This window comes from Nocardia sp. MDA0666 (assembly GCF_003023875.1).
In the GTDB taxonomy this organism is placed as follows: Bacteria; Actinomycetota; Actinomycetes; order Mycobacteriales; family Mycobacteriaceae; genus Nocardia; species Nocardia aobensis.
In genome coordinates this window covers 181977-203751 of sequence record NZ_PYHT01000005.1, presented here as the reverse complement: position 1 = coordinate 203751, position 21775 = coordinate 181977, and the positions used below count along the sequence as shown (strand labels likewise).

At 68.2% G+C, this 21775-nt stretch carries 20 protein-coding genes and 1 riboswitch; of the genes, 13 read left to right on the top strand and 7 right to left on the bottom strand.

Going from position 1 to position 21775, the window contains the following annotated elements:
- The first annotated feature begins 77 nt into the window (after positions 1 to 77).
- The 5 genes from C8258_RS10860 (at position 78) to C8258_RS10845 (ending at position 4321) form a co-directional block, all read left to right on the top strand.
- Positions 78 to 1085, top strand: a complete 1008-nt coding sequence (locus C8258_RS10860; RefSeq protein ID WP_106955063.1) for an oxygenase MpaB family protein — start codon at positions 78 to 80, stop codon at positions 1083 to 1085.
- Between the two features lie 257 nt (positions 1086 to 1342).
- Positions 1343 to 1819: a MarR family winged helix-turn-helix transcriptional regulator gene (locus C8258_RS10855; protein WP_106955062.1), complete on the top strand. Its 477-nt coding sequence runs from the start codon at positions 1343 to 1345 to the stop codon at positions 1817 to 1819.
- Entirely contained in the window at positions 1812 to 2189 is a 378-nt protein-coding gene (locus C8258_RS10850) for a DUF5313 family protein (RefSeq protein ID WP_106955061.1), read from the top strand. Before C8258_RS10855 ends, C8258_RS10850 begins: the two co-directional genes overlap by 8 nt.
- A 210-nt stretch (positions 2190 to 2399) precedes the next feature.
- Positions 2400 to 2555: a hypothetical protein gene (locus tag C8258_RS32565; protein ID WP_158271245.1), complete on the top strand. Its 156-nt coding sequence runs from the start codon at positions 2400 to 2402 to the stop codon at positions 2553 to 2555.
- Between the two features lie 317 nt (positions 2556 to 2872).
- Positions 2873 to 4321: a hypothetical protein gene (locus C8258_RS10845; RefSeq protein WP_146161208.1), complete on the top strand. Its 1449-nt coding sequence runs from the start codon at positions 2873 to 2875 to the stop codon at positions 4319 to 4321.
- Here C8258_RS10845 and C8258_RS10840 read toward each other — a convergent pair.
- On the bottom strand, positions 4261 to 5343 hold the full coding sequence (locus tag C8258_RS10840; protein ID WP_233225003.1) for a substrate-binding domain-containing protein: 1083 nt from the start codon (positions 5341 to 5343) through the stop codon (positions 4261 to 4263). The two genes, C8258_RS10845 and C8258_RS10840, sit on opposite strands and share 61 nt — an antisense overlap.
- Before the next feature lie 189 nt (positions 5344 to 5532).
- Here C8258_RS10840 and C8258_RS10835 point away from each other — a divergent pair, with 189 nt between their 5' ends.
- Positions 5533 to 7878 (top strand): cation-translocating P-type ATPase, encoded by a 2346-nt coding sequence (locus C8258_RS10835; protein WP_106955058.1) that lies wholly within the window; start codon positions 5533 to 5535, stop codon positions 7876 to 7878.
- Here C8258_RS10835 and C8258_RS10830 read toward each other — a convergent pair.
- On the bottom strand, positions 7875 to 9119 hold the full coding sequence (locus C8258_RS10830) for a beta-lactamase family protein (RefSeq protein ID WP_233225002.1): 1245 nt from the start codon (positions 9117 to 9119) through the stop codon (positions 7875 to 7877). The two genes, C8258_RS10835 and C8258_RS10830, sit on opposite strands and share 4 nt — an antisense overlap.
- 179 nt (positions 9120 to 9298) lie before the next feature.
- Entirely contained in the window at positions 9299 to 10009 is a 711-nt protein-coding gene (locus C8258_RS10825) for an MgtC/SapB family protein (RefSeq protein WP_106955057.1), read from the bottom strand.
- Between the two features lie 284 nt (positions 10010 to 10293).
- Positions 10294 to 10465, top strand: a riboswitch (M-box (ykoK) riboswitch).
- Between the two features lie 257 nt (positions 10466 to 10722).
- Here C8258_RS10825 and C8258_RS32560 point away from each other — a divergent pair.
- The 5 genes from C8258_RS32560 to C8258_RS10805 all read left to right on the top strand — a co-directional run bounded on the left by C8258_RS32560 (position 10723) and on the right by C8258_RS10805 (position 16564).
- Positions 10723 to 10869, top strand: a complete 147-nt coding sequence (locus C8258_RS32560; RefSeq protein WP_158271244.1) for a hypothetical protein — start codon at positions 10723 to 10725, stop codon at positions 10867 to 10869.
- Positions 10870 to 10924: 55 nt separating this feature from the next.
- Positions 10925 to 12631: an NRAMP family divalent metal transporter gene (locus C8258_RS10820; protein ID WP_106955056.1), complete on the top strand. Its 1707-nt coding sequence runs from the start codon at positions 10925 to 10927 to the stop codon at positions 12629 to 12631.
- Between the two features lie 111 nt (positions 12632 to 12742).
- Positions 12743 to 13066 (top strand): hypothetical protein, encoded by a 324-nt coding sequence (locus tag C8258_RS10815; protein ID WP_233225001.1) that lies wholly within the window; start codon positions 12743 to 12745, stop codon positions 13064 to 13066.
- A 69-nt stretch (positions 13067 to 13135) separates the two neighbouring features.
- Entirely contained in the window at positions 13136 to 14665 is a 1530-nt protein-coding gene (locus C8258_RS10810; protein WP_106955055.1) for a catalase, read from the top strand.
- A gap of 99 nt (positions 14666 to 14764) precedes the next feature.
- Positions 14765 to 16564: a glycoside hydrolase family 15 protein gene (locus C8258_RS10805; RefSeq protein WP_106955054.1), complete on the top strand. Its 1800-nt coding sequence runs from the start codon at positions 14765 to 14767 to the stop codon at positions 16562 to 16564.
- Here the strand turns inward: C8258_RS10805 and C8258_RS10800 are convergent.
- Positions 16561 to 18261, bottom strand: coding sequence for an FAD-dependent oxidoreductase (locus tag C8258_RS10800; RefSeq protein WP_106955053.1), 1701 nt, complete (start codon positions 18259 to 18261; stop codon positions 16561 to 16563). The two genes, C8258_RS10805 and C8258_RS10800, sit on opposite strands and share 4 nt — an antisense overlap.
- Before the next feature lie 85 nt (positions 18262 to 18346).
- Positions 18347 to 19402 carry an AraC family transcriptional regulator gene (locus C8258_RS10795; protein WP_106955052.1) on the bottom strand — a complete coding sequence of 352 codons (1056 nt, stop codon included), beginning with the start codon at positions 19400 to 19402 and terminating at the stop codon, positions 18347 to 18349.
- A gap of 56 nt (positions 19403 to 19458) precedes the next feature.
- Between C8258_RS10795 and C8258_RS10790 the strand changes: the two genes are divergently transcribed.
- Both C8258_RS10790 and C8258_RS10785 read left to right on the top strand, forming a co-directional pair.
- Complete coding sequence (locus tag C8258_RS10790) at positions 19459 to 19986, top strand: DUF6328 family protein (RefSeq protein ID WP_106955051.1); 528 nt, start codon at positions 19459 to 19461, stop codon at positions 19984 to 19986.
- A 105-nt stretch (positions 19987 to 20091) separates the two neighbouring features.
- Positions 20092 to 20346, top strand: a complete 255-nt coding sequence (locus C8258_RS10785) for a CsbD family protein (RefSeq protein WP_063064183.1) — start codon at positions 20092 to 20094, stop codon at positions 20344 to 20346.
- A gap of 123 nt (positions 20347 to 20469) precedes the next feature.
- Here C8258_RS10785 and C8258_RS10780 read toward each other — a convergent pair whose 3' ends face one another.
- Entirely contained in the window at positions 20470 to 20793 is a 324-nt protein-coding gene (locus C8258_RS10780; RefSeq protein WP_030515621.1) for a hypothetical protein, read from the bottom strand.
- Between the two features lie 39 nt (positions 20794 to 20832).
- Positions 20833 to 21645, bottom strand: a complete 813-nt coding sequence (locus C8258_RS10775) for an RNA polymerase sigma factor SigF (protein ID WP_106955050.1) — start codon at positions 21643 to 21645, stop codon at positions 20833 to 20835.
- Between the last annotated feature and the right edge of the window lie 130 nt (positions 21646 to 21775).

Below are 21775 nucleotides of genomic sequence, written 5' to 3'. Positions count from 1 at the left end.
GCACCGCCCGCGCCCCGAAGCGCGGGGCCCGGCGCATCTCCGGTCGCGCCGGCGAAACGTTCCGAGAGAGGACTCGCATGACAACGGCAACGCAGCCTTGGGAGCCGAATTACACCGACCCGCACAGTGATTCCTACATCCCGGAGGAATCCGTGCCGGTCGGGCGGGGCCGGACGGAGGAGGAGCGAGCTCCACACCCCGACCTCGCGCAGACGCCGCCGCTGACGCTGCAGCAGACGCGCATCCACATCCCGGACTTCCATCGCTCGCCGCGCAAGCGCCCCGCGCAACTGCCCGACTCCCTGGATTTCTGGATGTTCGCGGGCGCGGCCGCCAACGTCGCGATGCAGTTCGCGCACCCCGCGGTGGCGGCCGGTGTCATGGAGAGCACCGTGGAATCGGGTGCGCTCATGGTGCATCCGTGGAAACGACTGCGCACCACGGCCTCCTATCTGGCGGTGGCGATTCTCGGTACGCCCGAGGAGAAGAAGGAATTCCGCGAGGCGGTGAACGTCGCGCACCGGCAGGTGCGGTCCAAGCCGGGGTCGAAGGTGAAGTACAACGCCTTCGACCGGAATCTGCAGCTGTATGTCGCGGCCTGTATCTACATCGGGTTCGAGGACTCCCACCAGCTGATCAACGGCAAGATGTCACCGGAGGAACTCGAGGCGTTCTATCAGGGGGCGGATACCTTCGGCACCACGCTGCAGGTGCATCCCGACATGTGGCCGAAGACGCGCGCCGACTTCGACGAGTACTGGGTCGAGGCCTGCCGGCAGGTGATCGTCGACGACGCGTTCCGCGCGTATATCGGTGACCTGCTGCATCTTCGGATGATCCACTGGTACATGCGACTGCTCTTCGGCGGGCTGCTGCGCTTCCTCACCGCCGGATTCCTGCCTCCGCATTTCCGCGAACAGATGGGCGTGGAGTGGAGTGCGGCCGATCAGCGCCGATTCGAGCATCTCTTCCTGTTCGTGGGATTCGTGAACCGGTTCATCCCCAAGTTCATCCGGTTCTCCGGGACGAAGATGATGATGCGCGATGTGCAGCGGCGGATCCGTAAGCAGAAGGTTCTCGTCTGAATTCACCGGTGCGGCACAGCGATTGCTCACCGTGACATGTGCGGCGGATCCGGCCGATCCGCCGCACATTCCGCATTCTCGGGCGGCCACTACGCCCCGCCCTCTCCGCCGCTCGCCGCGAAATCCGGGCTCGCCCCCTTCGGACGGGAACTGGGGACCACGACGCGTTCGCCGCGGTCGGGTGTGTGATAGCGCACTAATAGTTTGTGCACTAACTATTAGCACGCTAATCTGGCTTCGACACGAGGAGGTGCGCCATGACGACCGACGTCGAGGACCCGCTGCGGCTGGACCGGCAGGTGTGTTTCGCGCTGGCCGTCGCGAACCGATCGGTGCTGACGGTGTATCGCCCGCTGCTGGAGCCGCTGGGACTGACCCATCCGCAGTATCTGGTGATGCTGGCCCTGTGGGGTGAGGCGCCCATGTCGGTGAAGGCCATCGCCGAGGCGATCCAACTCGATTCCGCCACGCTGTCCCCCCTGCTCAAGCGGCTCGAGTCGGCGGGCCTCATCACCCGCCGCCGCGATCCGCGCGACGAACGCACACTGCTGATCGATCTGACCGACGCCGGGTGGGCGCTGCGCCGCCAGGCCGAGCGGATCCCACCGGCGGTCGTGCGGCGGCTGGGCGTCAGCCTGGCCGATCTGGAGGAACTACGCGAGGTGCTGACCCGCGTCAACGAGGCCGCACGGCGAGCCGCGCTCGCCGATACCCAGGGAGCTACCGATGAGTGAGCAGAAGCCGAATCCGGTTCAGCGCGTGCGCTATATCTGCGGCGCCACCCTGCCGCCCTCGATGCGGCAGTGGGTGCTTCGCGATCTGACCGGGCCGGGCGCCGCCCGCCGCTACCTGCTGCGGTTCCTGGTGCCGATCATCCCCGTGCTGTGCCTGTTCCTGCTGGTTCCGGGCCCGCTGTGGATCGGATTGTCGATGGCGGCGCTGCTGTACGTGCCGCTGGTCTACTTCACCATCGCGCTGATGTACGTGTATCGGCGGCATCGCCTGCTCAAGCATGGACTCGACCCGGAACTGGCCGATGTCGCGGAAAGGCAGCGTGCGGCGGCCGAACGCGAGCAGTACGAACTGCGGCACGGTCGCGGCTGACGGCCGCGTGGTCGCGGAATGTGTGCCCGCCGAACCGATTCCGCGCCGCGACTCGAATGACCGGTCCGGCTCGTCGCGGCCCGCGGTCGGTTATCGGGGGTGTACTGTAAGTCCTGTCGGTAATCGCACAGTGCGCTGTGCGCGCGAGCGGTGCGGCCGATTCGCTGGCCGGACGGGCCGTCGATGGTGAGAATCTGAAGGACATCCGATATGAGTGAGCAGCCGAATCTGTTCAGCCACAGTCCGGTACCCATCGAGACGCCGGCGCCCGCCGGCGGGGTGGCGCATCGTCCGCTGTTTCGCAGTGCGAGTTCCCCGGCCGGACCCGAGGGCGGGGAGGCGCCCGCCGACGACGTAGCCCGATAAATGACGCGGCGCCCGTCGCCGGCCGGTCCGGGTACCTCGGACACGATCCGGCAACGGGCGCGCCCGTATGAACAAGGCGCGACCTGGGCGAACGGGTGGTGACACGCGGTGGCGGACGGAATTGATACGAAAGCTATATCCGTCGCGACCGAACCGTTAGCAAATCCTCATCGAATTGCCGATTTCCGACCCCAGATACCGATCAGAGGCTCGAAGGGCACTTCCGTGCTCCGGTAGTGTCGGTCCCGCAATCATTCGGCTAACGAATCGGCGGGGTAGTCACGCCCAGGCGTTACCTGCTGGGGACGGAGTCCGGCATGAGTGCTGTGACTTTCGGTTCTCCGGATATCCGGGGGCACGTACAACGGTTGTCGGCCGGCATCACCGACGCGCAATGGCTGCGAGTGGCCGCGGAAACCTCGGCCGCCTGCATCACCGCCGCGGTCGCCGGGCTGGCCATGATGATGCCGATCAGCCAGTCCTGGCTCTCGCCGGGGTCGGCGCTGCAGGTCGACCTGCTGATCTTCAATATGCCGCTGGCCCTGACCGCCGGAGCGCTGATCGCGGTGATCGCGGTCTCGGTGTCGGCGGCGATCGGCAATAGTCGCCTGGCCTGGTGCGCCGTCTTCTGTGCGACCGCGACGATGCTGGTCAATCACACCCTGCTCGTGCGGCTGGAGACCCGGACACTGTCGACGCTCAACTATGTCGACTCCATGCTCGCGGGCGTGATCCTGGGCTGTCTGGCCGCGGCGGTCTGGCATCGCCGCGCGCCGGCCGGGGGTTATCTGTTCGGTGCGCTGGCCTCGATTCTGTTCGCCGACCTCACCCAGGCGCCGGATTTCGCGTCCGCCGTCCCGGGGGAGGGCATCCTGCGCGGGGCGCCCCCGGTCTGGCTGATTCTCGTCGCACTGGGACTGATGCTGTGCACGGCCGTGCTGTTCCGGCAGGAGCGGCAACCCGAACCCGACGACAGTGCGGTGGTGCCGCTGAAACCGGTGGTGTCGGCCGTCGTGATCGTCTCGGCGACCCTGGCCACGTCCGTGTGGATGGCCCGCGGCGGCGCGCTCGTGTCGATTCTGGTGGGCGGGGCGATACTGCTGCTCGCCACCACGGTGGCGGCGCTGCTGCTGCCCGAACGGGACGGAATGCTGATCGTGGTCATGGTGGCCTTCGCCTCGGCGGGGTCGGCTCTGCTCACCGTTCCCCGGCCCTCCTGGTCGACCGTGCTGGTGGTCGCGGCCGCGGGCGCCGGGCTCTACGCCGGATGGCGAATCCGGCTGCCGATGCCGGCCGTCGCGGGCTCGGTCGTGCTGGCGATCGCGGCCGCGGTGAGTGCCGCGCTGGTCGACGTGCCGACGGCGGCGGTGACCGTGCCGAGCTGTATCGCGCTGGCGGCAATGGCGGGCTACGCCCTGGGATGTGCGATCGGCCCGCGTGCGACCAGCGCGGTCGTCGGGATCGTCATCCTCTTCGTGCCCTCCGCGGGGGTGGCGCTGCAGGGTCGTGACCTGGGCCGGCTCGAATATTCCCACACCTGGTTCCGCAGTGCCGAGGCGGCCGTCACCGCGGTACCGGGGATCGTCGCCGCCGGAATCGGGATCGGCTGCGCCGCCATCGTGCTCCTGATCGGGCGGCTCAGGCCGGAGGATGCCCTCGGCCGGCGCAGGGCCGGGGATGTGGCGGGACCCGAGCCGAATCCGGCTCAGGCGCGGCGCAATTCGCTCACCACGTCGAAGTCGACGCCGTCGGCATCGGCGAGGTAGACGGGCTGGGTGGTGTGGGCGCCGCGGACCTTCACCTCACCGCGCGGGCCGCCGTAGCGCACCCGGGCGGCATGGCGCTCGATATCGCGCACGTCGAGGCTGCGCGCCGCCTCCGCCAGTGAGGCGAACAGCAGCAGACCCTCGTAGCAGGATTCGCCGATATTGTTCAGCGCCGGAGCGAAGGTGCCGTACCGGGCGGTGTAGCGGCTGCCGAATTCCATCGCCTCGGGCGACACCACGCTCTCGAAATAGCCTGAGGCGGTGAACAATCCACGGGTACTGTCCGGGCCGCCCGCGTACAGGACGTCCTCGCCGATCATCATGCTCAGCCGCAGCCGGTCTTCGTCGAGGCCGGCGCGGGCGAAGGCGCGATTGAACGCTGCGCAGTCGGCACCGACCATCAGCAGCAGCACTCCCTGGGCGGAGGAGCGTCGAATCAGGTCGAGGGCCGGCCCGAAGGCGCGGCTGCCGAGCGGGACGAATGTCTCGCCGACGATGTCGATATCCCCGAATGCCGCCGCCTCCCGGGTGACCCGGGCGGTTTCGCGCGGCCACACGTAATCGTTGCCGACGATGCACCAGCGGCGGATGCCCTGTTCCGCGCGCAGCCAGCGCAACGCCGGGAAGAGCTGATGGTCGGGTGTCTCGCCGACCATGTAGACGCCGTCGGAATTCTCGCCGCCTTCGTAGAACGTGGTGTAGACGTACGGCACCCGTCCGGCCGTGCGCGGCGTCAGCACCCGGCGGGCGTTGGACAGATGCCAGCCCACGACGCCGTCGACGGAGCCGGTACCGATCATGCGGTCGATGCGCTCGGCCAGCATCGGCAGCGGCGCGCCCGCGTCGACCGTGTGCAATCGCACCGGCCGATCCAGAATTCCGCCCGCGCGATTGATGTCCTCCACCGCCAGCGCGGCGCACGCCTCACAGGACGGGCCGAACAGGCCCGCCGGTCCGCTGCCGGGCACCACCAGCGCGATATCGACGGTGTCGCGCCCGCCGCGGGAGTTCGACACCCTCACCGGAACCTCCGCCGCCCGAAACATCCTTCGCCGAATAGTCGCCCCCCGAACCGACCATGTTAACGACGGCCCGTGACGGTGGTCGAGCCCCGACCTTCCTGGGCAGGTGGAAGCGCCTTGTTTGGCATATACCCCCTGTGGGTATATGGTCGTGGTAGTCGCTCGCGCCGGTCGAGAGGAGTCGTGCACATGCAGGACAACGGTCACGGAACCGTGGTGCTGGATCTGAGTGGCCTGCACTGGGCGAGTCGCCAGCAGGTCGCCACCCGGGTCCTGCAAGCCCGTCCCGGTGTACTCGAGGCCACGGTCAATCCCGCCGCCCAGACCGCGACGGTCGGCTTCGACCCGGCCCGGACCTCGGTCCACGAACTGCGGGAATGGTTGCGCGACTGCGGAATCCACTGCTCGGGACTGTCGGTGCCCCGGCACGTCTGCGACCCGCTGGCCGAGCCGTCCGAACCGGCCGGCGCGCACCGGCACGAACCCGCGGAACCGCCGCACGATCATCACGGCACGCACGATCATCACGACATGTCGATGGCCGCGATGGCCGCCGATATGCGCAACAGATTTTTGGTCGCGCTGGTTTTCTCGGTGCTCGTCATGATGTGGTCGCCGATGGCGACGGATATGTTCGGCATCGACCTGCCGGTGCCGTTCGGGCTGCGCCAGGATGTGTGGGCGTTGTTCCTGAGCCTGCCGGTGATCGGCTATTCCTCGACCATCTTCTTCACCGGTGCGTGGCAGGCGCTGCGGGCGCGGACCCTCGACATGATGGTGCTGGTGGCGGTCGCCATCGGCGCGGGCTGGTTGTATTCGCTGGCCATCACGCTCACGGGCGGCGGCGAGGTCTTCTACGAGGCGTCGACCATGCTCGCCACCTTCGTGCTGCTCGGCCACTGGTTCGAGATGCGCGCCCGCGGCGGGGCCACCGACGCCATCCGCACGCTGCTGGATCTGGCGCCGCCGCGCGCGGTGGTGCTGCGTGACGGCGAGGAGGTGGAGATTCCCACCGCCGAGGTCGCCGTCGGCGATCTGCTGCTCGTGCGGCCCGGTGCCAAGATCCCGGTCGACGGCGTCGTGGAAGACGGCGACAGCGAGGTCGACGAGTCGATGGTGACCGGAGAGAGTCTGCCGGTGCACAAACAACCGGGTGCTCCGGTGATCGGCGCCAGCATCAACGTCGACGGCACCCTGCGCGTGCGTGCGGACAAGGTCGGCTCCGACACCGCGCTCGCGCAGATCGTGAATCTCGTTCAGCAGGCGCAGAATTCGAAGGCGCCGGGCCAGAAGCTGGCCGACCGCGCGGCGTTCTGGCTGGTACTGGTCGCGCTGATCGGCGGTGCGGCCACCCTGGCCGGATGGCTGTTCGCCGGTGCCACCTTCGCCACCGCCATGTTGTTCGCGATCACCGTCGTGGTGATCACCTGCCCCGACGCGCTCGGCCTGGCCACGCCGACGGCGATCATGGTCGGCACCGGACTCGGCGCTCGCCGGGGCGTGCTGTTCAAGAACGCCCTCGCGCTGGAGACCGCGGCCCGCGTCGATCTGGTGGTGCTGGACAAGACCGGCACCCTGACGAAGGGCGAACCGGCCGTCACCGAATTCGTGACCTCGGCCGCCGAGCCCTCACCCCGGTTGCTCGCGGCGGTGGCCGCCGTCGAGCGGGAGTCCGAACACCCGCTGGCCCAGGCGATCGTCCGCTACGCCGAGGAACGCGGCGCCGCGCCGGCGCGAGCCGAGAAGTTCGAGAACGTCCCCGGCCACGGCGCCGTCGCCACGGTCGACGGGCAGCGCGTCGTCGTCGGCAACCGGCGACTGCTGGACCGTGAGGGGATCGAACTCGGCGACTTGGCCGCCGCTCGGGCCCGGATCGCGGACGGCGGGCAGACCGCGGTGCTGGTGGCGGTCGACGACAAGGCGGTCGCGGTCGTCGGCATCGCCGACGCGCCCCGCGAGACCGCCGCCGCGGCGGTGCGCGAAATGCACGATCTGGGCGTGGAAGTCGTGATGCTCACCGGCGACAATCGCGCCACCGCCGACCGCATCGCGGCCGAATTGGGTATCGACACCGTCATCGCGGAGGTGCTGCCCGGCGACAAGGCCGACACCATCGCGCAATTGCAGTCCGGCGGAAGGAGAGTCGCGATGGTCGGCGACGGCGTGAACGACGCGCCCGCGCTGGCGCGGGCCGACCTCGGCATCGCCATCGGCGCCGGTACGGACGTGGCCATCGATACCGCCGATGTGGTTCTGATGCGATCGGACCCGCTCGACGTGCCCACCGCGTTACGGATCGGGCGCGCCACCCTGCGCAAGATGCATCAGAACCTGGCGTGGGCAGTGGGATACAACGCGGTCGCCCTCCCGATCGCGGCGGGTGTGTTCGAGCCGGCCTTCGGGTTCACCCTGCGGCCGGAGATCGCCGCCCTGACCATGTCGGGCTCCAGCATCATCGTCGCGCTGAACGCGGTGTCGCTCAAACGACTTCGCTTGCCGGAGCGCCAGGGGGGAGAGTCGGCCGGACGGCGCTAGCCCTGCGGCCGGGCGATGGGCGAGCGCGGAACGACCGCCGAGATCTGTGCGCACAACTGCCAGGGCCGCTCGGTGTCCACGGTCGACTTCCCGCTGGTCAAGATCGCGCCGGACAGTCCGCGGTCGAGGTCGGCCCAGCCGTACTGGGTGGTCAGACCGCTACGGCCGAAATGGGTTTCGGTGTGGGCGCCGAATTTCGACCGGCGCCCACCCAGCTCGAATCCGGCGCGACTGACCCGGCCCGCGATGCCCGGGATCCGGGGCGCCGGTGCGATCGCGCTGCGCAGCGTCTCAGGGGACAGGATCCGTACACCGTCGAGTTCCCCACCGCGACACAGTATTTCGTAGAAGCGGGAAAGTTCCGAGGCGGTGGTCACGAGATTGCCGGAGGGCAGCTCCGCGGTGAGGAACGCGCGCACCGATTCCGCCGACGTGGAGGCGCTCATGCCGCCGCCGAGCGCCTTCCCGGCCACCATCGAAAAGGCTCGGGAAGGCCGCGGTCCGGTGCGCACGCTCGGCACCACCCGGTCGACGTCCTCGGGGGCCACGCCGAACGTGGTCCATCGGAAACCGAGCGGATTCAGCACCCGGTCGGCGAGATGGTCGCGCATCCGCTTGCCGGTCGCGCGCTGGACCAGCAGGCGCAGGATCAACCCGCTGGTGAGGGCGTGATAGACGCGGAACCGCCGGGGCGGCCAGCTCGGCCGCAGCTCGATCAGCGCCCGGACCGCGAGTTCCTCGTCCACGACGGCGTCGAAGCCGCGGTAGCCCGCCGGCATGAACGGCACCCCGGCGGAGTGGGAGAGCACATCGGCGATGGTGATGCGGCCCTTGCCGTGCGCCGCGAATTCCGGAATGTAGTCGCACACCCGGTCTTCCGGTGCGAAGGCGCCCTGCTCGATCAGCATCGCCATCACCGTCGCGGCGACGCCTTTGGCCGTGGAGAAACCGCAGAACGGGGAGTCGACGGTGATCGGTGTGCGCTCGACGTCGGGCCCGTCGCCGGGGGCGTTACCCCAGCCGTGACCGATGGCCCGGTTCAGCACGATGGCGCCGTGGCGGCGCAGGCAGATCTGGATCGCGGGAGTGGTTCCCATCCGATACCACGCGCGCACCGACTCCCACACCGCTTCGACGTCGCCGGGTCGCAGACCGACCGCGGTGGGGTCGTCCTCGGGACCCACCGCGGTCACGGTGTCCGGATCGGCGGGGACGGAAACCATCGGCGCGACACTGCTCACGGCGTCAGCATAGTGATCGGGGGCATCGGTGCAGGTCGGGGCGTCGTCGCTGCTCAGCTGTGCCATTCGCGGGCGAGCGCTCCCACCGCCTTGCCGAGCGCCGCGACGATGTAGGGGAGTTCCCGGGTGGCGGTATCGCGGGCGTAGCCGCCGGCCCGGGCTGTCACCCCGTGTGCGCACTACAGCCCGGGCGCGACCGGTTCGACCGTGCGCCATCCGACACTGGTCACCGACGGTTCCAGACTCAACCGGCTGACGGCCGACTCCATCTGCCGGTCGTCGCGCTGATCGCCGACCAGATCCGCGCGCACCTCCACCCGGCCCGCATCCTCGGCATTGGCGCTCGCGACCGACACGAGCTGAAAGTCGGTGCGCGTCAACGCCTGTACCAGCAATGCCCGCACATGCGCTTCGTGCGCGTCGTCGGTGACGGCGGTGAACGCGTAGTGCGCGGGTTGCTCGTGACCCGATTCCGGCTGACGGTCGACCCTGCGTCCGGCCGCCCGCAACGCGATGTTGACGATGACGACCGCGACCGTTCCGGCCGCCGCGGTGCCGTACATCCCGGCACCGGAGAGCGCGCCCACCGCCGCCGCGCACCAGAGCGTCGCGGCGGTGTTGAGACCCCGCACGTTCAATCCGTCGCGGATGATCACACCCGCGCCGAGAAAGCCGATACCGGAAACGATTTGGGCCGCGACCCGCGTCGGGTCGGCAGCGCCACCGTGAAACCCGTGCGCGGACAACAGCACGAACAACGCCGCGCCCGCGGAGACCAGCGCGTTGGTCCGCAATCCGGCCATCCGGGCCCGGTACTGCCGTTCGAAACCGATCACCGCACCGAGACCGACACCGGTGGCCAGGCGCAGCAGCATCTCCCACGTCGACATGAGACAACGACCCTTCGATGGAGGGCGAGAACTCGCGCGCGCAGGCTACCGCGACATCCGCACGGCTGCGTCGACACGAGAATGGTCGCCGAGTGAATTCTTGGCAAAACGACGTATATGACTGTCGTCGGGCACGGCGACCACCTCCTTCCAGGACACGACCCGAATAGAACAGCGCCGGGCACCGGCGCCGGGAAGGAAGTAAACACCGGCATCGCGATTCTGGCAACCTGCCGCCGGCCACCGATTTGACAATCGCGAACTCCGGGGTCACCCTTTTGTCGTCAGCACCTCGCTAGGCGAGGCTCCTGTACGAACACAGGCCACTGATCCGACGACGTCGAGAGACGCCCAGGGTTAGGACAGATCTTCCCGGATTAAGGGATGATCCGAAGTGGCTTCTCCCGCAAGGGGATACGTCGTCCAGTGCCGAAGCTCTGACGAGAGGGGTGCGCGATCCGCCGTCCGGCGGGTCTCCCTCTCGCGTGGTGCCGATCACCCGAACACGACGTGCGCGTGCGTCCCGGCAGCGAGGAGGTGAGGGGCGATGCCATCCGGAGATAGTCCGTATCCGAGTTCACGAACCGTATCGTTCCCGGCTCGCTGCCTGTCCGCCTGAACTCATCCCCCGATCCACCGCATCGGCGTCACCGGTGCGGGGTCCCGGGGTGCCGCGGCCTGCCCACAGCCGGGTTTCCCTGTGAGGAGATCCCATGTACCGCAACGTCTTCCGTCGGCTCGCCGACCGCCGTCTGAGCGCATTCGAGCGCCGCAACCTGCGTTCCTGCCGTCCGGCGGCACCCGTGCACACCGCCGCCCTCGGCGCTCACCCCGGCCGTCGTCCGGGCGAATTCCGTTAGCCCTGGAACTCGAAAACCACAGAACTGCACCGAGTTTCAGGAAGCGAGCGCGGCAATGACCACTTTCTCCGACGACACCCGCACCCCGGCCGCACCGCCCGGCGCGGTCGCCGATCACGCCCACGTCGGCGATATCGTCGGCGCGCTGGGCGTGATCCGGCAGCACGACGGCCTCGGCGGTCGCAGCCGGATGCAGAGATTGCGCATGCTGGCGGCGGTGATCGGGCCCGGCCTGATCGTCATGGTCGGCGACAACGACGCCGGCGGCGTGGCCACCTACGCCCAGGCCGGGCAGAACTACGGGATGGCCCTGCTCTGGACGCTGGTGCTGCTGATTCCGGTGCTGTACGTCAACCAGGAAATGGTGGTCCGGCTCGGTGCCGTGGCCGGGGTCGGCCATGCCCGGCTGATCTTCGCGCGCTTCGGGAAGTTCTGGGGCGCGTTCAGCGTCGGCGACCTCTTCGTGGTCAACGCCCTGACCATCGTCACCGAATTCATCGGTGTGGCAATGGCTCTGAGCTACTTCGGCCTGCCGAAGGCGGTATCGGTGCCGCTGGCGGCGGTCGCGCTGTTCGCAGTGGTCGCGGGTGGGTCGTTCCGGCGGTGGGAAAGCCTGATGATGACCCTCATCGCGGTGAACATCGTGCTGTTCCCGATGGCATTGCTGGTCCATCCCAGCGTGTCGGGGACCGCGCACGGCCTGATCCCGTCGCTGCCGGGCGGGCTCTCGTCGACCCTGCTGCTGATCATCGTGGCGATCGTCGGCACCACCGTCGCGCCGTGGCAGCTGTTCTTCCAGCAGTCCAACATCGTCGACAAGCGCATCACCCCGCGCTGGATCCGCTACGAGCGCATCGACCTGTGGCTGGGAATCGTGGTGGTGATGGCCGGTGCGATCACGATCATGGCCGCGACCGCCTACGGATTGTCGGGAACCGGTCCGGCGGGCGGCTTCACCGATGCGGGAGCCGTCGCGGCCGGATTGCGCGCGCACGCGGGCCCGGTAGTCGGCGCGCTGTTCGCGATCGTCCTGCTCGACGCCTCGCTGATCGGCGCCAACGCGGTCGGGCTGGCGACGACCTACACCCTCGGCGATACGCTCGGCCGGCGGCATTCACTGCACTGGAAGGTGTCCGAAGCGCCCGGTTTCTACGCTGGCTACGCGGCCCTGCTGACTGTCGCGGCCGCGATCTCGTTCAGCCCCGACCATGTGCTGGGCCTGATCACGCAGGGTGTGCAGGCGCTGGCCGGGGTGCTGCTGCCCTCGGCGACGGTATTCCTGGTGCTGCTGTGCAACGACCGCGCCGTACTCGGTCCCTGGGTGAATACGCTGCGGCAGAACATCTGCGCCGCGATCATCGTCTGGGCGCTGGTACTGCTGTCGGCGGCGCTCACCGCCGCCACGTTCTTTCCCGGCCTGAGTGCCCGGACCCTGGAGTTCGGGCTGGGTGGGGGTGTCCTCGCCGGTCTGGTCGCGGGTGCGGTCGCACTGCTTGCGCACGGGCGAACCCGGCGCCGCTGTGCCGCTGTGACCGCGGCTCGGTTCGGTGACCTCGATCCCGGTCAGGTGAGGGATCTGGACCACGATGCCGAACGCGCCGAACTCGCGGGGGATCGCGACAGCTTCCGCACCCCGGCGCTGCACACCCTCGAACGTCCGTCGTTCACCCCGCTGCGCACCGCCGGCATGCTCGCCCTGCGCGGATATCTGCTGGTGGCGGTCGTGCTGGTCGTGGTCAAGATCGTCGAATCGATCGGCTGAGGGGCGCCGGCCCGGTGGATTTGCCTGATTCGAACCGCCGAACCCGGGTAGTACGCCTGCAAGCAGGGAGGAGTGTGCCCTGTGCGGCCGACACCGGGAAACGGAGGTGCCATGATGACGGACCCGCGGATGGCGCGTGGAAGCACATCGCAGGAGCAGGCGCAGCGGCGGCGGATGCTGCGAGCGCCGCGCAAGCATGCCGGTGAGGGAATCGAGGATACGTACAACATTCCAGGCATCGTGCTGTGTGCCTTGAGTTTCGTCGCGCTGGCGCTCGCGCTGACCGCGGCCGGATACGGCTTCGGCGGATGGGCGATCGTGGCCGGTGTGGTGTGCGCGGTGTGCCTGATCAGCGGCGTGGCGTGGATCGCGCTCGAGAGCAAGCGGACGCAGGCTCGCGACCAGTGGGATCCGCAGCAGCGACAGGGGCACTGATCAGGGGAGAGCCGCGGGTCCGTCGCGGGGCGTGACCACCGCGCCGATCCGGTTCGGGAGAGGAGAGAGATGGTCGAGAAGACTCGCGCCGGCGGTTTCACCACCGACGACGCCGGAATTCCGGTCGCCAGCGACGAAGATTCGCTGACGATAGGCCCCGACGGCCCGATCCTGCTCAACGACGCGTATCTGATCGAGAAGATGGCGGCGTTCAACCGCGAACGCGTCCCCGAACGTCAGCCGCACGCCAAGGGCGGCGGCGCGTTCGGGGTCTTCGAGACCACGCAGGATATGAGTGCCTATACCTGCGCGAAGGTCTTCCAGCCCGGGGCGAGGACGGAGATGCTGGCGCGGTTCTCCACCGTGGCCGGTGAGCGGGGCAGCCCGGACACCTGGCGTGATCCGCGTGGATTCGCGTTGAAGTTCTATACCGAGGACGGCAATTTCGACCTGGTCGGCAACAACACGCCGATCTTCTTCGTCCGCGACCCGATGAAGTTCCAGGACTTCATCCGATCGCAGAAACGCCGGGCGGACAACAACTTACGCGACCACGACATGCAGTGGGATTTCTGGACGCTGTCGCCGGAGTCGGCGCACCAGGTCACCTGGCTGATGGGCGATCGCGGTATCCCGCGCACCTGGCGCCACATGAACGGCTACTCCAGCCACACCTACATGTGGATCAACGCCGAGGGCGAGAAGCACTGGGTCAAGTATCACTTCCTCACCGACCAGGGTGTGGAGTTCTTCACCCAGGACGAGGGCGATCAGATGGCCTCGATGGATACCGACTATCACACCCGGGATCTGTGGGAGGCGATCGAGCGCGGCGACTATCCGAGCTGGACGCTGAAGGTGCAGATCATGCCGTTCGAGGCGGCCAAGTCCTATCGGTTCAACCCGTTCGATCTGACCAAGGTGTGGCCGCACGGCGACTATCCGCTCTACGAGGTCGGCCGGATGACGTTGAACCGCAATCCCTCCGACTATCACACCGAGATCGAACAGGCCGCCTTCGAACCGAGCAGCGCGGTGCCGGGCACCGGTCCGAGCCCGGACAAGATGCTGCTGGGCCGGTGGTTCTCGTATCCGGACGCCCACCGCTACCGGATCGGCGCGAACTACAAGGAATTGCCGGTCAACGCGCCGAAGTCGCCGTCGCATTCCTACACCAAGGACGGCCACATGCGGCACCACAATCCGGGCGACCCGGTCTACGTGCCGAATTCCAAGGGCGGTCCGCACGCCGAACCCGGCCGGGCCGGTCCGACCGCCGGCTGGTACACCGACGGCGAAATGGTGCGCGAGGCCTACACACTGCGCCGTGACGACGACGATTGGGGCCAAGCGGGCACTCTCGTGCGCCAGGTACTCGACGACGCGGCGCGAGAACGGTTGGCCGACAATATCGTCGGCCATCTGCTCAACGGGGTGTCCGAGCCGGTCCTGGCGCGCGCCTTCGAATACTGGCGCAATGTCGATAAGGATCTCGGCGACCGGGTGGAATCCGGAGTCCGGGCGAAACAGGACGAGAAGGATCCGAAGGCGGCGGCGCAGGGCAATCCCGCCCGCTCCACCGCTCAGCACAAGGCCTGAGGAAGGCCCGGACGGGCGGAATGCCCTCTGCCGCGGATCGCCCACCTCGCCGGTAGCGGGTGGGCGGTTGAGCAGGTCTTCTCGTGGTATGCCCCGATCATGATCGCGAATTCCGCTGCCGCCCCCCATGTCCTGCGGGAGTACTCGTTCATCGCGGACGGTCAGCGCGGCGCCCTGGTCGGTCCGCGCGGCGACATCTCGTGGATGTGCCTGCCGCGCTGGGACGGAGACGCGGTCTTCGCGAGCCTGCTGGGCGGTTCCGGCATGTACGCCGTCACGCCGTCGGGGCCGTTCGTCTGGGGTGGCTACTACGAGGACGGCACGCTGATCTGGCGGTCACGGTGGCTGTCCGGCAGTGCGGTGATCGAATGCCGGGAAGCATTGGCCTTTCCCGGCGATCGGCATCGGGCGGTGTTGATGCGGCGCGTCGTGGCGGTGCAGGAGGATGCCGAGGTCGATGTGGAATTGCGGCCGGTCGCGCGGTTCGGCGCCGCGCCGATACACCACCCGCGCTGCGCGGACGGGGTGTGGACGGCTCGCGCGGGCGGGCTGCGGATGCGCTGGACCGGGGCGCCCGGCGCCGAAATCGACGAGGACGGTTCCGGCCGGGGATGGACGGCTCACCTCTCGGTGCCCGCGGGCGGCTACCACGATCTGATCCTGGAACTGTCCGATCGCGCCCTGCCCGATGATCTACCGGACCCCGATACCTATTGGGAGGCAACCGAAAACGCCTGGCGGCGCGATCGCCCGGATTTCGGTGCCACGGCCGCGCCGCGCGACAGCGCGCACGCGTTCGCGGTCCTGCGCGGGATGACCGCCGATACCGGCGGCATGGTGGCGGCGCCCACCACCAGCCTGCCCGAACGCGCCGACCGGGGCGAGAACTACGACTATCGCTACGTCTGGATCCGCGACCAATGCCTGGCCGGCCAGGCGATCGCGATCGGCGGCCCCCATCCGTTGCTCGACGCCGCGGTCGGTTTCACGGCCGCCCGCCTGCTCGACGACGGTCCCACGCTGGCGCCCGCCTACACCATCGACGGGAAGAGTGTGCCGCGGGTGCGCGAGATCGAGCTTCCCGGATATCCGGGCGCGCGGCCCGTCATCGGCAACCGGGTCCGCGGGCAGTTCCAGCTCGACATCTTCGGCGAGGCGTTGCTGTTGTTCGCCGCGGCCGCTCGCCACGACCGGCTCGGCAGCGATCACCGCCGCGCGGTCGATATCGCGGTGTCGGCGATCGCGGACAACCATCGCCGCCCGGACGCGGGGATCTGGGAGATCGAGGACCGGCTGTGGACCCATTCCCGGCTGATCTGCGCGGCCGGGCTACGCGCGGTCGCGGCCTGTCCGGACACCGGCGCCGATACCGCCTACTGCAGTGCGCTGGCCGATACGCTGGTGGCCGAGGCGGCCCGCACCGGAGTGCATCCGACGGGTCGCTGGCAGCGGGCTCCCGATCAGCCGGGTGTGGATGCCGCGCTGCTCCTGCCGCTGATCCGCGGTGCGATACCGGCCGACGATCCGCGCTACGCGGCCACCTTCTTCGCGATCCAGCGGGATCTGACCACCGATTACTGCGTCTACCGCTACCGTCACGACGATCGTCCGCTCGAGATGAGCGAAGGCGCGTTCCTGCTGTGCGGCTTCACCATGGCGATGGCGGCGGCCCAGCTCGACCGCCCGGTGACCGCGATGCGCTTCTTCGAGCGCAATCGCGCCTCGTGCGGGACACCGGGCCTGTTCGCCGAGGAATTCGACGTCCGGCAGCGGCAGTTGCGCGGCAATCTGCCCCAGGCGTTCGTGCACGCGATGTTGCTGGAGGCGTCGCTGCGGCTCGGACCGCTCGCGCCGGAGCTACCGTCGGAAGCGGTGGTGCCGACGGATCGGGGCAACTAGGTGATGTCGACGATCGGCAACCGCAGCGCACCGGGGGCGTCGGCGGGAACCACCGGCGCCGTGGGGGAGACCGGGGCCAGCCGGCGGTAGGGCGCGCCCAGCGCCGGACGCCGATCCGGCTCACCCTTGTTGGGCCACAGCGCCAGCGCCCGTTCGGCCTGTGCGGTGATGGTCAGCGACGGATTGACGCCCAGATTCGCCGAAATCGCCGAGCCGTCGACGATGTGCAGGCCCGGATGGCCGTACATGCGCTGATAGGGGTCCACGACGCCGGTCTCCGGGGAATCGCCGATTACGCAGCCGCCGATGAAATGTCCGGTCATCGGGATGCCGAACAGGCTGGTGAAACCGGCGGTCGCGATGCCGTCGATCTTGTCGGCCACGCGGTGGGCCACCTCGTGCCCGGCCGGAATCGAGGTCGGATTCGGTTGTCCCTCACCCTGTTTCGTGGTCATCCGGCGGCCGAACAGCCCGCGTTCGGTGTAGGTGGTGAGCGAGTTGTCCACCGACTGCATCACCAGCAGGCCGATCATCCGCTCCGACCAGTGGCGCGGATTGTGCACCTTCGCCAGATCGCGGCGGCGCCGCCAATTCTCCCGCAACCACAGCCGGGTACGCGAGGTGCTGCCGTCCTCGTCGTACATCACGGTCGTCATCAGCGACAGCACATTGCTGCCCTTGCCGTAGCGCACCGGTTCGATATGGGTGTCGGCGTCGGGATGGATCGAGGAGGTGATGGCCACGCCCTTGGTGAAGTCGGTATCGGCGCGCCGGCTCCGGATCGACAGCAGCTCTTCGGAATTCGTGCGCGACAGATAGCCCAGGCGCGCGGAGATGTGCGGTAGTGAGCCACGATCACGCAGCCGGTGCAGCAGTCGCTGGGTGCCGAGCGCGGCCGCGGCGAAGATCACCTGGTCGGCGGTGAAGCTGCGGCGTGCCTTGCGAATCCAGCGCCCGGTGCGAACGGTGTCGACACGGTACCCACCCGACGGCAGCGGCACCACATCCACCACGGTGGTGTGCGGATGCACGGTGGCTCCGGCCTTCTCGGCGAGATACAGGTAGTTCTTCACCAGCGTGTTCTTGGCGTTGTGGCGGCATCCGGTCATACATTCGCCGCAGTGGGTGCAGGTGCGCCGGGACGGTCCGACACCGCCGAAGTAGGGGTCGGGCACCTCCTGTCCGGCGCGAGTGCCGTTGCCGCCGAACAGGACTCCCACCGGCGTGTGCCGGAACGACGCTCCCACGCCCAGTTCTTCGGCCACCTCGCGTAGCACTCGGTCCGAGGCCGTGGTCGCCGGATTCGTGGTGACGCCGAGCATGCGTTTGGCCTGGTCGTAGTGCGGCGCCAGTTCGGCGTCCCAGTCGGTGATGTGGGCCCACTGCGGGTCGGCGAAGAATTTCGCGGGCGGTTCGTACAGGGTGTTCGCGTAGACGAGGGAGCCGCCGCCGACACCGGCGCCGCTCATGATGAAGGTGTCCTTCAACAGGGTCAGGCGCTGGATGCCGAAACATCCCAGGCGTGGCGCCCACAGGAATTGCCGCGCGCGCCAGGAGTTCTTCGCGAACTCGTCGTCGGCGAAGCGGCGGCCGGCCTCGAGGACGCCGACCCGGTAGCCCTTCTCGGTCAGGCGCAGCGCGCTGACACTGCCGCCGAATCCCGACCCGATGACTACCACGTCGTAGTCGAACCCCATCGCCGCGCCCTTTCCTGGTACCGATCGTCCACCCGTACCGTATGGGCGGATCAGGGGGCGGGCGCAGAGATCGACGGCCAGAAAATCAATAGTTCCGGTCACGCCGGTAGGCGGCCGGCGTGGTTCCGGTCCAGCGCTTGAAGGCGTGGATGAACGGCGTCGCCTCCGCGTAGCCTAGCCGGATGGCGATGTCGTCGATGGTCAGGGGCGTCCCCGAGAGCATCTCCTGGGCGAGCGCGCGGCGCACCTCGTCGAGCAGCGCCCGGTAGCTGGTCCCGGCCTCGGTGAGGCGGCGGCGCAGCGTCCGCACGCTCATGTTGAGCTCCCGGGCCACGGCCTCGATCGGCGGCGGGGTGGTGATACCGGTCGCGCCGCTGCCGGGCAGCAGTCGTTCCCGGACCTCGGCCGCGATACCGGTGCGCGCGCTGCGGCGTTGCACCAGATCGCGGCACTGGGCGATACAGACCGCCCAGGTCTGCTGATTCGCCTGCGGCAGCGGCTGGGCCAGGATCTCCGGTGCGACGGTGAACATGGTGTGCGCGCGCCCGAAGCGCGGCCGCGCGCCGAGCACGGCCTCGAGCCGGTCGGCGTAGGGGGGTTCGTCGTAACCGAATTCCATCCGGGCGAAGGAGAAGTCGTGGCCGAGCAGATCGGCCATCACCCGATGCATGGCGACGATGTCGCGTTCCACCAGGAAGGTCTGTACATCCGGCGGGATGAGCTCGTGATGAATCCAGGCGATCACATCGTCGCGCCGGTACTCGACGATCGGTGTGCAGAAGGCGAATCCGAGGCGGTAGTACCGCATCGCCAGCGAAATCGCTTCGCGCAGAGTGGGGCTGGTGACGCAGGCGAAGCCGAAGATGCCGAAGGTGCTCAGCCGGTACCGCCGCCCGACCTCGACGCCGAGCGCGGGGATCTCGCCGAGTTCGGCGACCAGATTGCGCACCACCGCCAGTTCGGCCTCGGCCGGGATCTGGGCCCCGGGATCGGTGAGTGCGGCCGATCCGATACCGGATCCGGTGAGCAGCCGCGCCCGGTCCACCCCGTGTTCGGCGGCGAATTCGATCATCACCGCGACGCTGGCGATCCCGCGGGGGAAGTTCCAGGTGCGGACTTCGGGTGCCTCGACGGTGTGCATGGCACCATTATGGCCGAAAGTATTGATCACTCGGGACGAACGGATAGGGTTGTCGGATGGAGCAGGCGCAGTCCGCCGGCGGCCGGGAAGACCGCGATCGGGAATGGGACCGCGAGGTCCGTGGTGGTGAGACGGAAACCGAACAGCTGGACCGCAATCTGACCAGCTTGATTCAGGAATTGCGGGTGGTGCAGACGGGTGTGCAGCTGCTGACCGGCTTCCTGCTGACGCTGCCGTTCCAGGCCAGGTTCCCCACGATGTCCACGCCGATGCGCGGACTGTATCTGGCGGTCGTGACCGCCTCGATCGCGGCGACGGTCTTCCTGATCGCGCCGGTCGCCGCCCACCGCATCCTGTTCCGTCAGCATCGTCTCGGCAGCGTGGTGCGCACTGCCCACACGTTCGCGCTGGTCGGGCTGGCGCTGCTCGGCATCGCGCTCACCGGAGTCGCGGTGCTGATCTTCGACACGGTGGCCGGTGCGGTCGCCGCCACCGTCATCGGTGTGTGCTTCGCGGTGCTGTTTCTCCTGACCTGGTTCGCCCATCCGTGGCGGGAGCGCAGGCGCGGTGGCCGGACGCGGTGAGGACGCCCACAGCGGCCCGAAATAGCGGTCGGAGGGCGTTTCGTGCCGGGGTGGCCGGGTATCGCGCCCGATGTCAGTGATTTCGACGCGTTGGAGGTGAATCCCTTGTCGGAGCACGAGAAGGGCGGAGGCCGCGAAGGCCTCGAAGGCGTCGTGGAAGGCGCGAAGGGTAAGGCCAAGGAAGCCGCCGGCCAGGTATTCGGAAAGGACGACCTGCGCGAGGAGGGCAAGGCCCAGCAGAGCCGCGCCGAATCGCAGCGCGAGGCCGCCCAGAAGGAGGCCGAGGCCGAGAAGCACCGCGCGGAAGCCGGTGTGGAGGAGAAGCGGCAGCAGGCCTACCAAGGCAACGGCGGCTCCTGACGGCGACGTGAGGAGAGTAACCCGAAGAAAGGGGTGCCCGGCCGTATCGGCCGGGCACCCCTTCTTCGTTCGAACGTCGTGCGCGAGAATCGGATTCGTACCGGGGATTCGTGATCCTCGGTATTACCGGCCCAGCGCGCTGGCGAGTTGTTTCTTGGTCATCTTGGAGCGGCCCTTGATATTGCGTTGGCGCGCTTCGTTGTAGAGCTGATCACGGGTCGGGCCCTGTGACCCCTTGCCGGACCGCTGGCCGCCGCGGCGCTGCGGAGACATATCGTTGGTGGAACTGCGGCTCGCGGTACGAGTTTTGCCCGCTTGCGCGCGATTCTTGTTGACAGTGCGTGCGCCGATTTCCTCTGCGCGGCCCTTACTCGCACCTCGTTTCCGAGCCGAGGACTTCACATGTTCGTATTGGCGTTCTTCTTTGGCAGACCATTCCTTGGGCATGACTACACCTTTCGGTCGTGTGGATGGACGGTTCGATCCCTAGGTCGGCTGCGGCTCGCAGAGCGCCTGCTGCCGAAGACTTTTCAGCGTGCGCGTCAGAATGCGGGAGACGTGCATCTGGGAGATCTGCAGTTTCTCGGCGATCTGATTCTGCGTCTTGGATTCGAAGAAGCGCATGATCAGAATTCTGCGTTCGCGGGTGGGCAGCGCATCGATGAGCGGGCGAACCGCCATCGCGTCCTCGGTCAGTTGGTAGCACTGTTCCTCGGCACCGAGCTTGTCCATGATCGCGCCGTCGTCGGTGTCGACGACGGCGTCGATGGAGTTCGGCTGGTAGGCGTTGCCGGCGATCATGGCCTGCACCACCTGCGGACCGTCGACGTCGAGGGCTTCGGACAGCTCACGGGCCGTGGGCATGCGTCCGAGTTCGTGAGCCAGGTGTTCGGTCGTCGGACCGATGCGCAGCCACAATTCCTTGACGGCGCGCGGTACCCGGGTCGACCAGGTGTAGTCGCGGAAGTGACGGCGAACCTCGCCCATCACCGTCGGCACGGCGAAGGAGAGAAAGGAATTCCCCCGTGCCGGATCGAATCGATCGACTGCCAGGACGAGACCGAGCCTCGCCACCTGGTGCAGATCGTCGAACGTCTCGCCGCGGCCGGAGAATTTCCGAGCGATATGCTCGGCCAGCGGCAGGCAGAGTTCGATGATTTCCGCTCGGACCGACTCCCGATGCGGATCGGCATGATCCAGAGCGGCCAGTTTCTCGAACCAGGGTTCGATGTTGTCATAACTGTTGGCACCGTGGCGTGCGGCGGTTTCGGCACGACGGGCGATCGGTTCATGTGTCATTCGAGATACCTCGCTTCCAACTGAATCCGACCCAGACTGGGTACCCGTTGGTGCGGCTCTCAAAAGACGTCGACGGGCGCACGCCGGAATATTCGCCTATTTCCGGGCGATGACCAGGGCGTACGCCGAT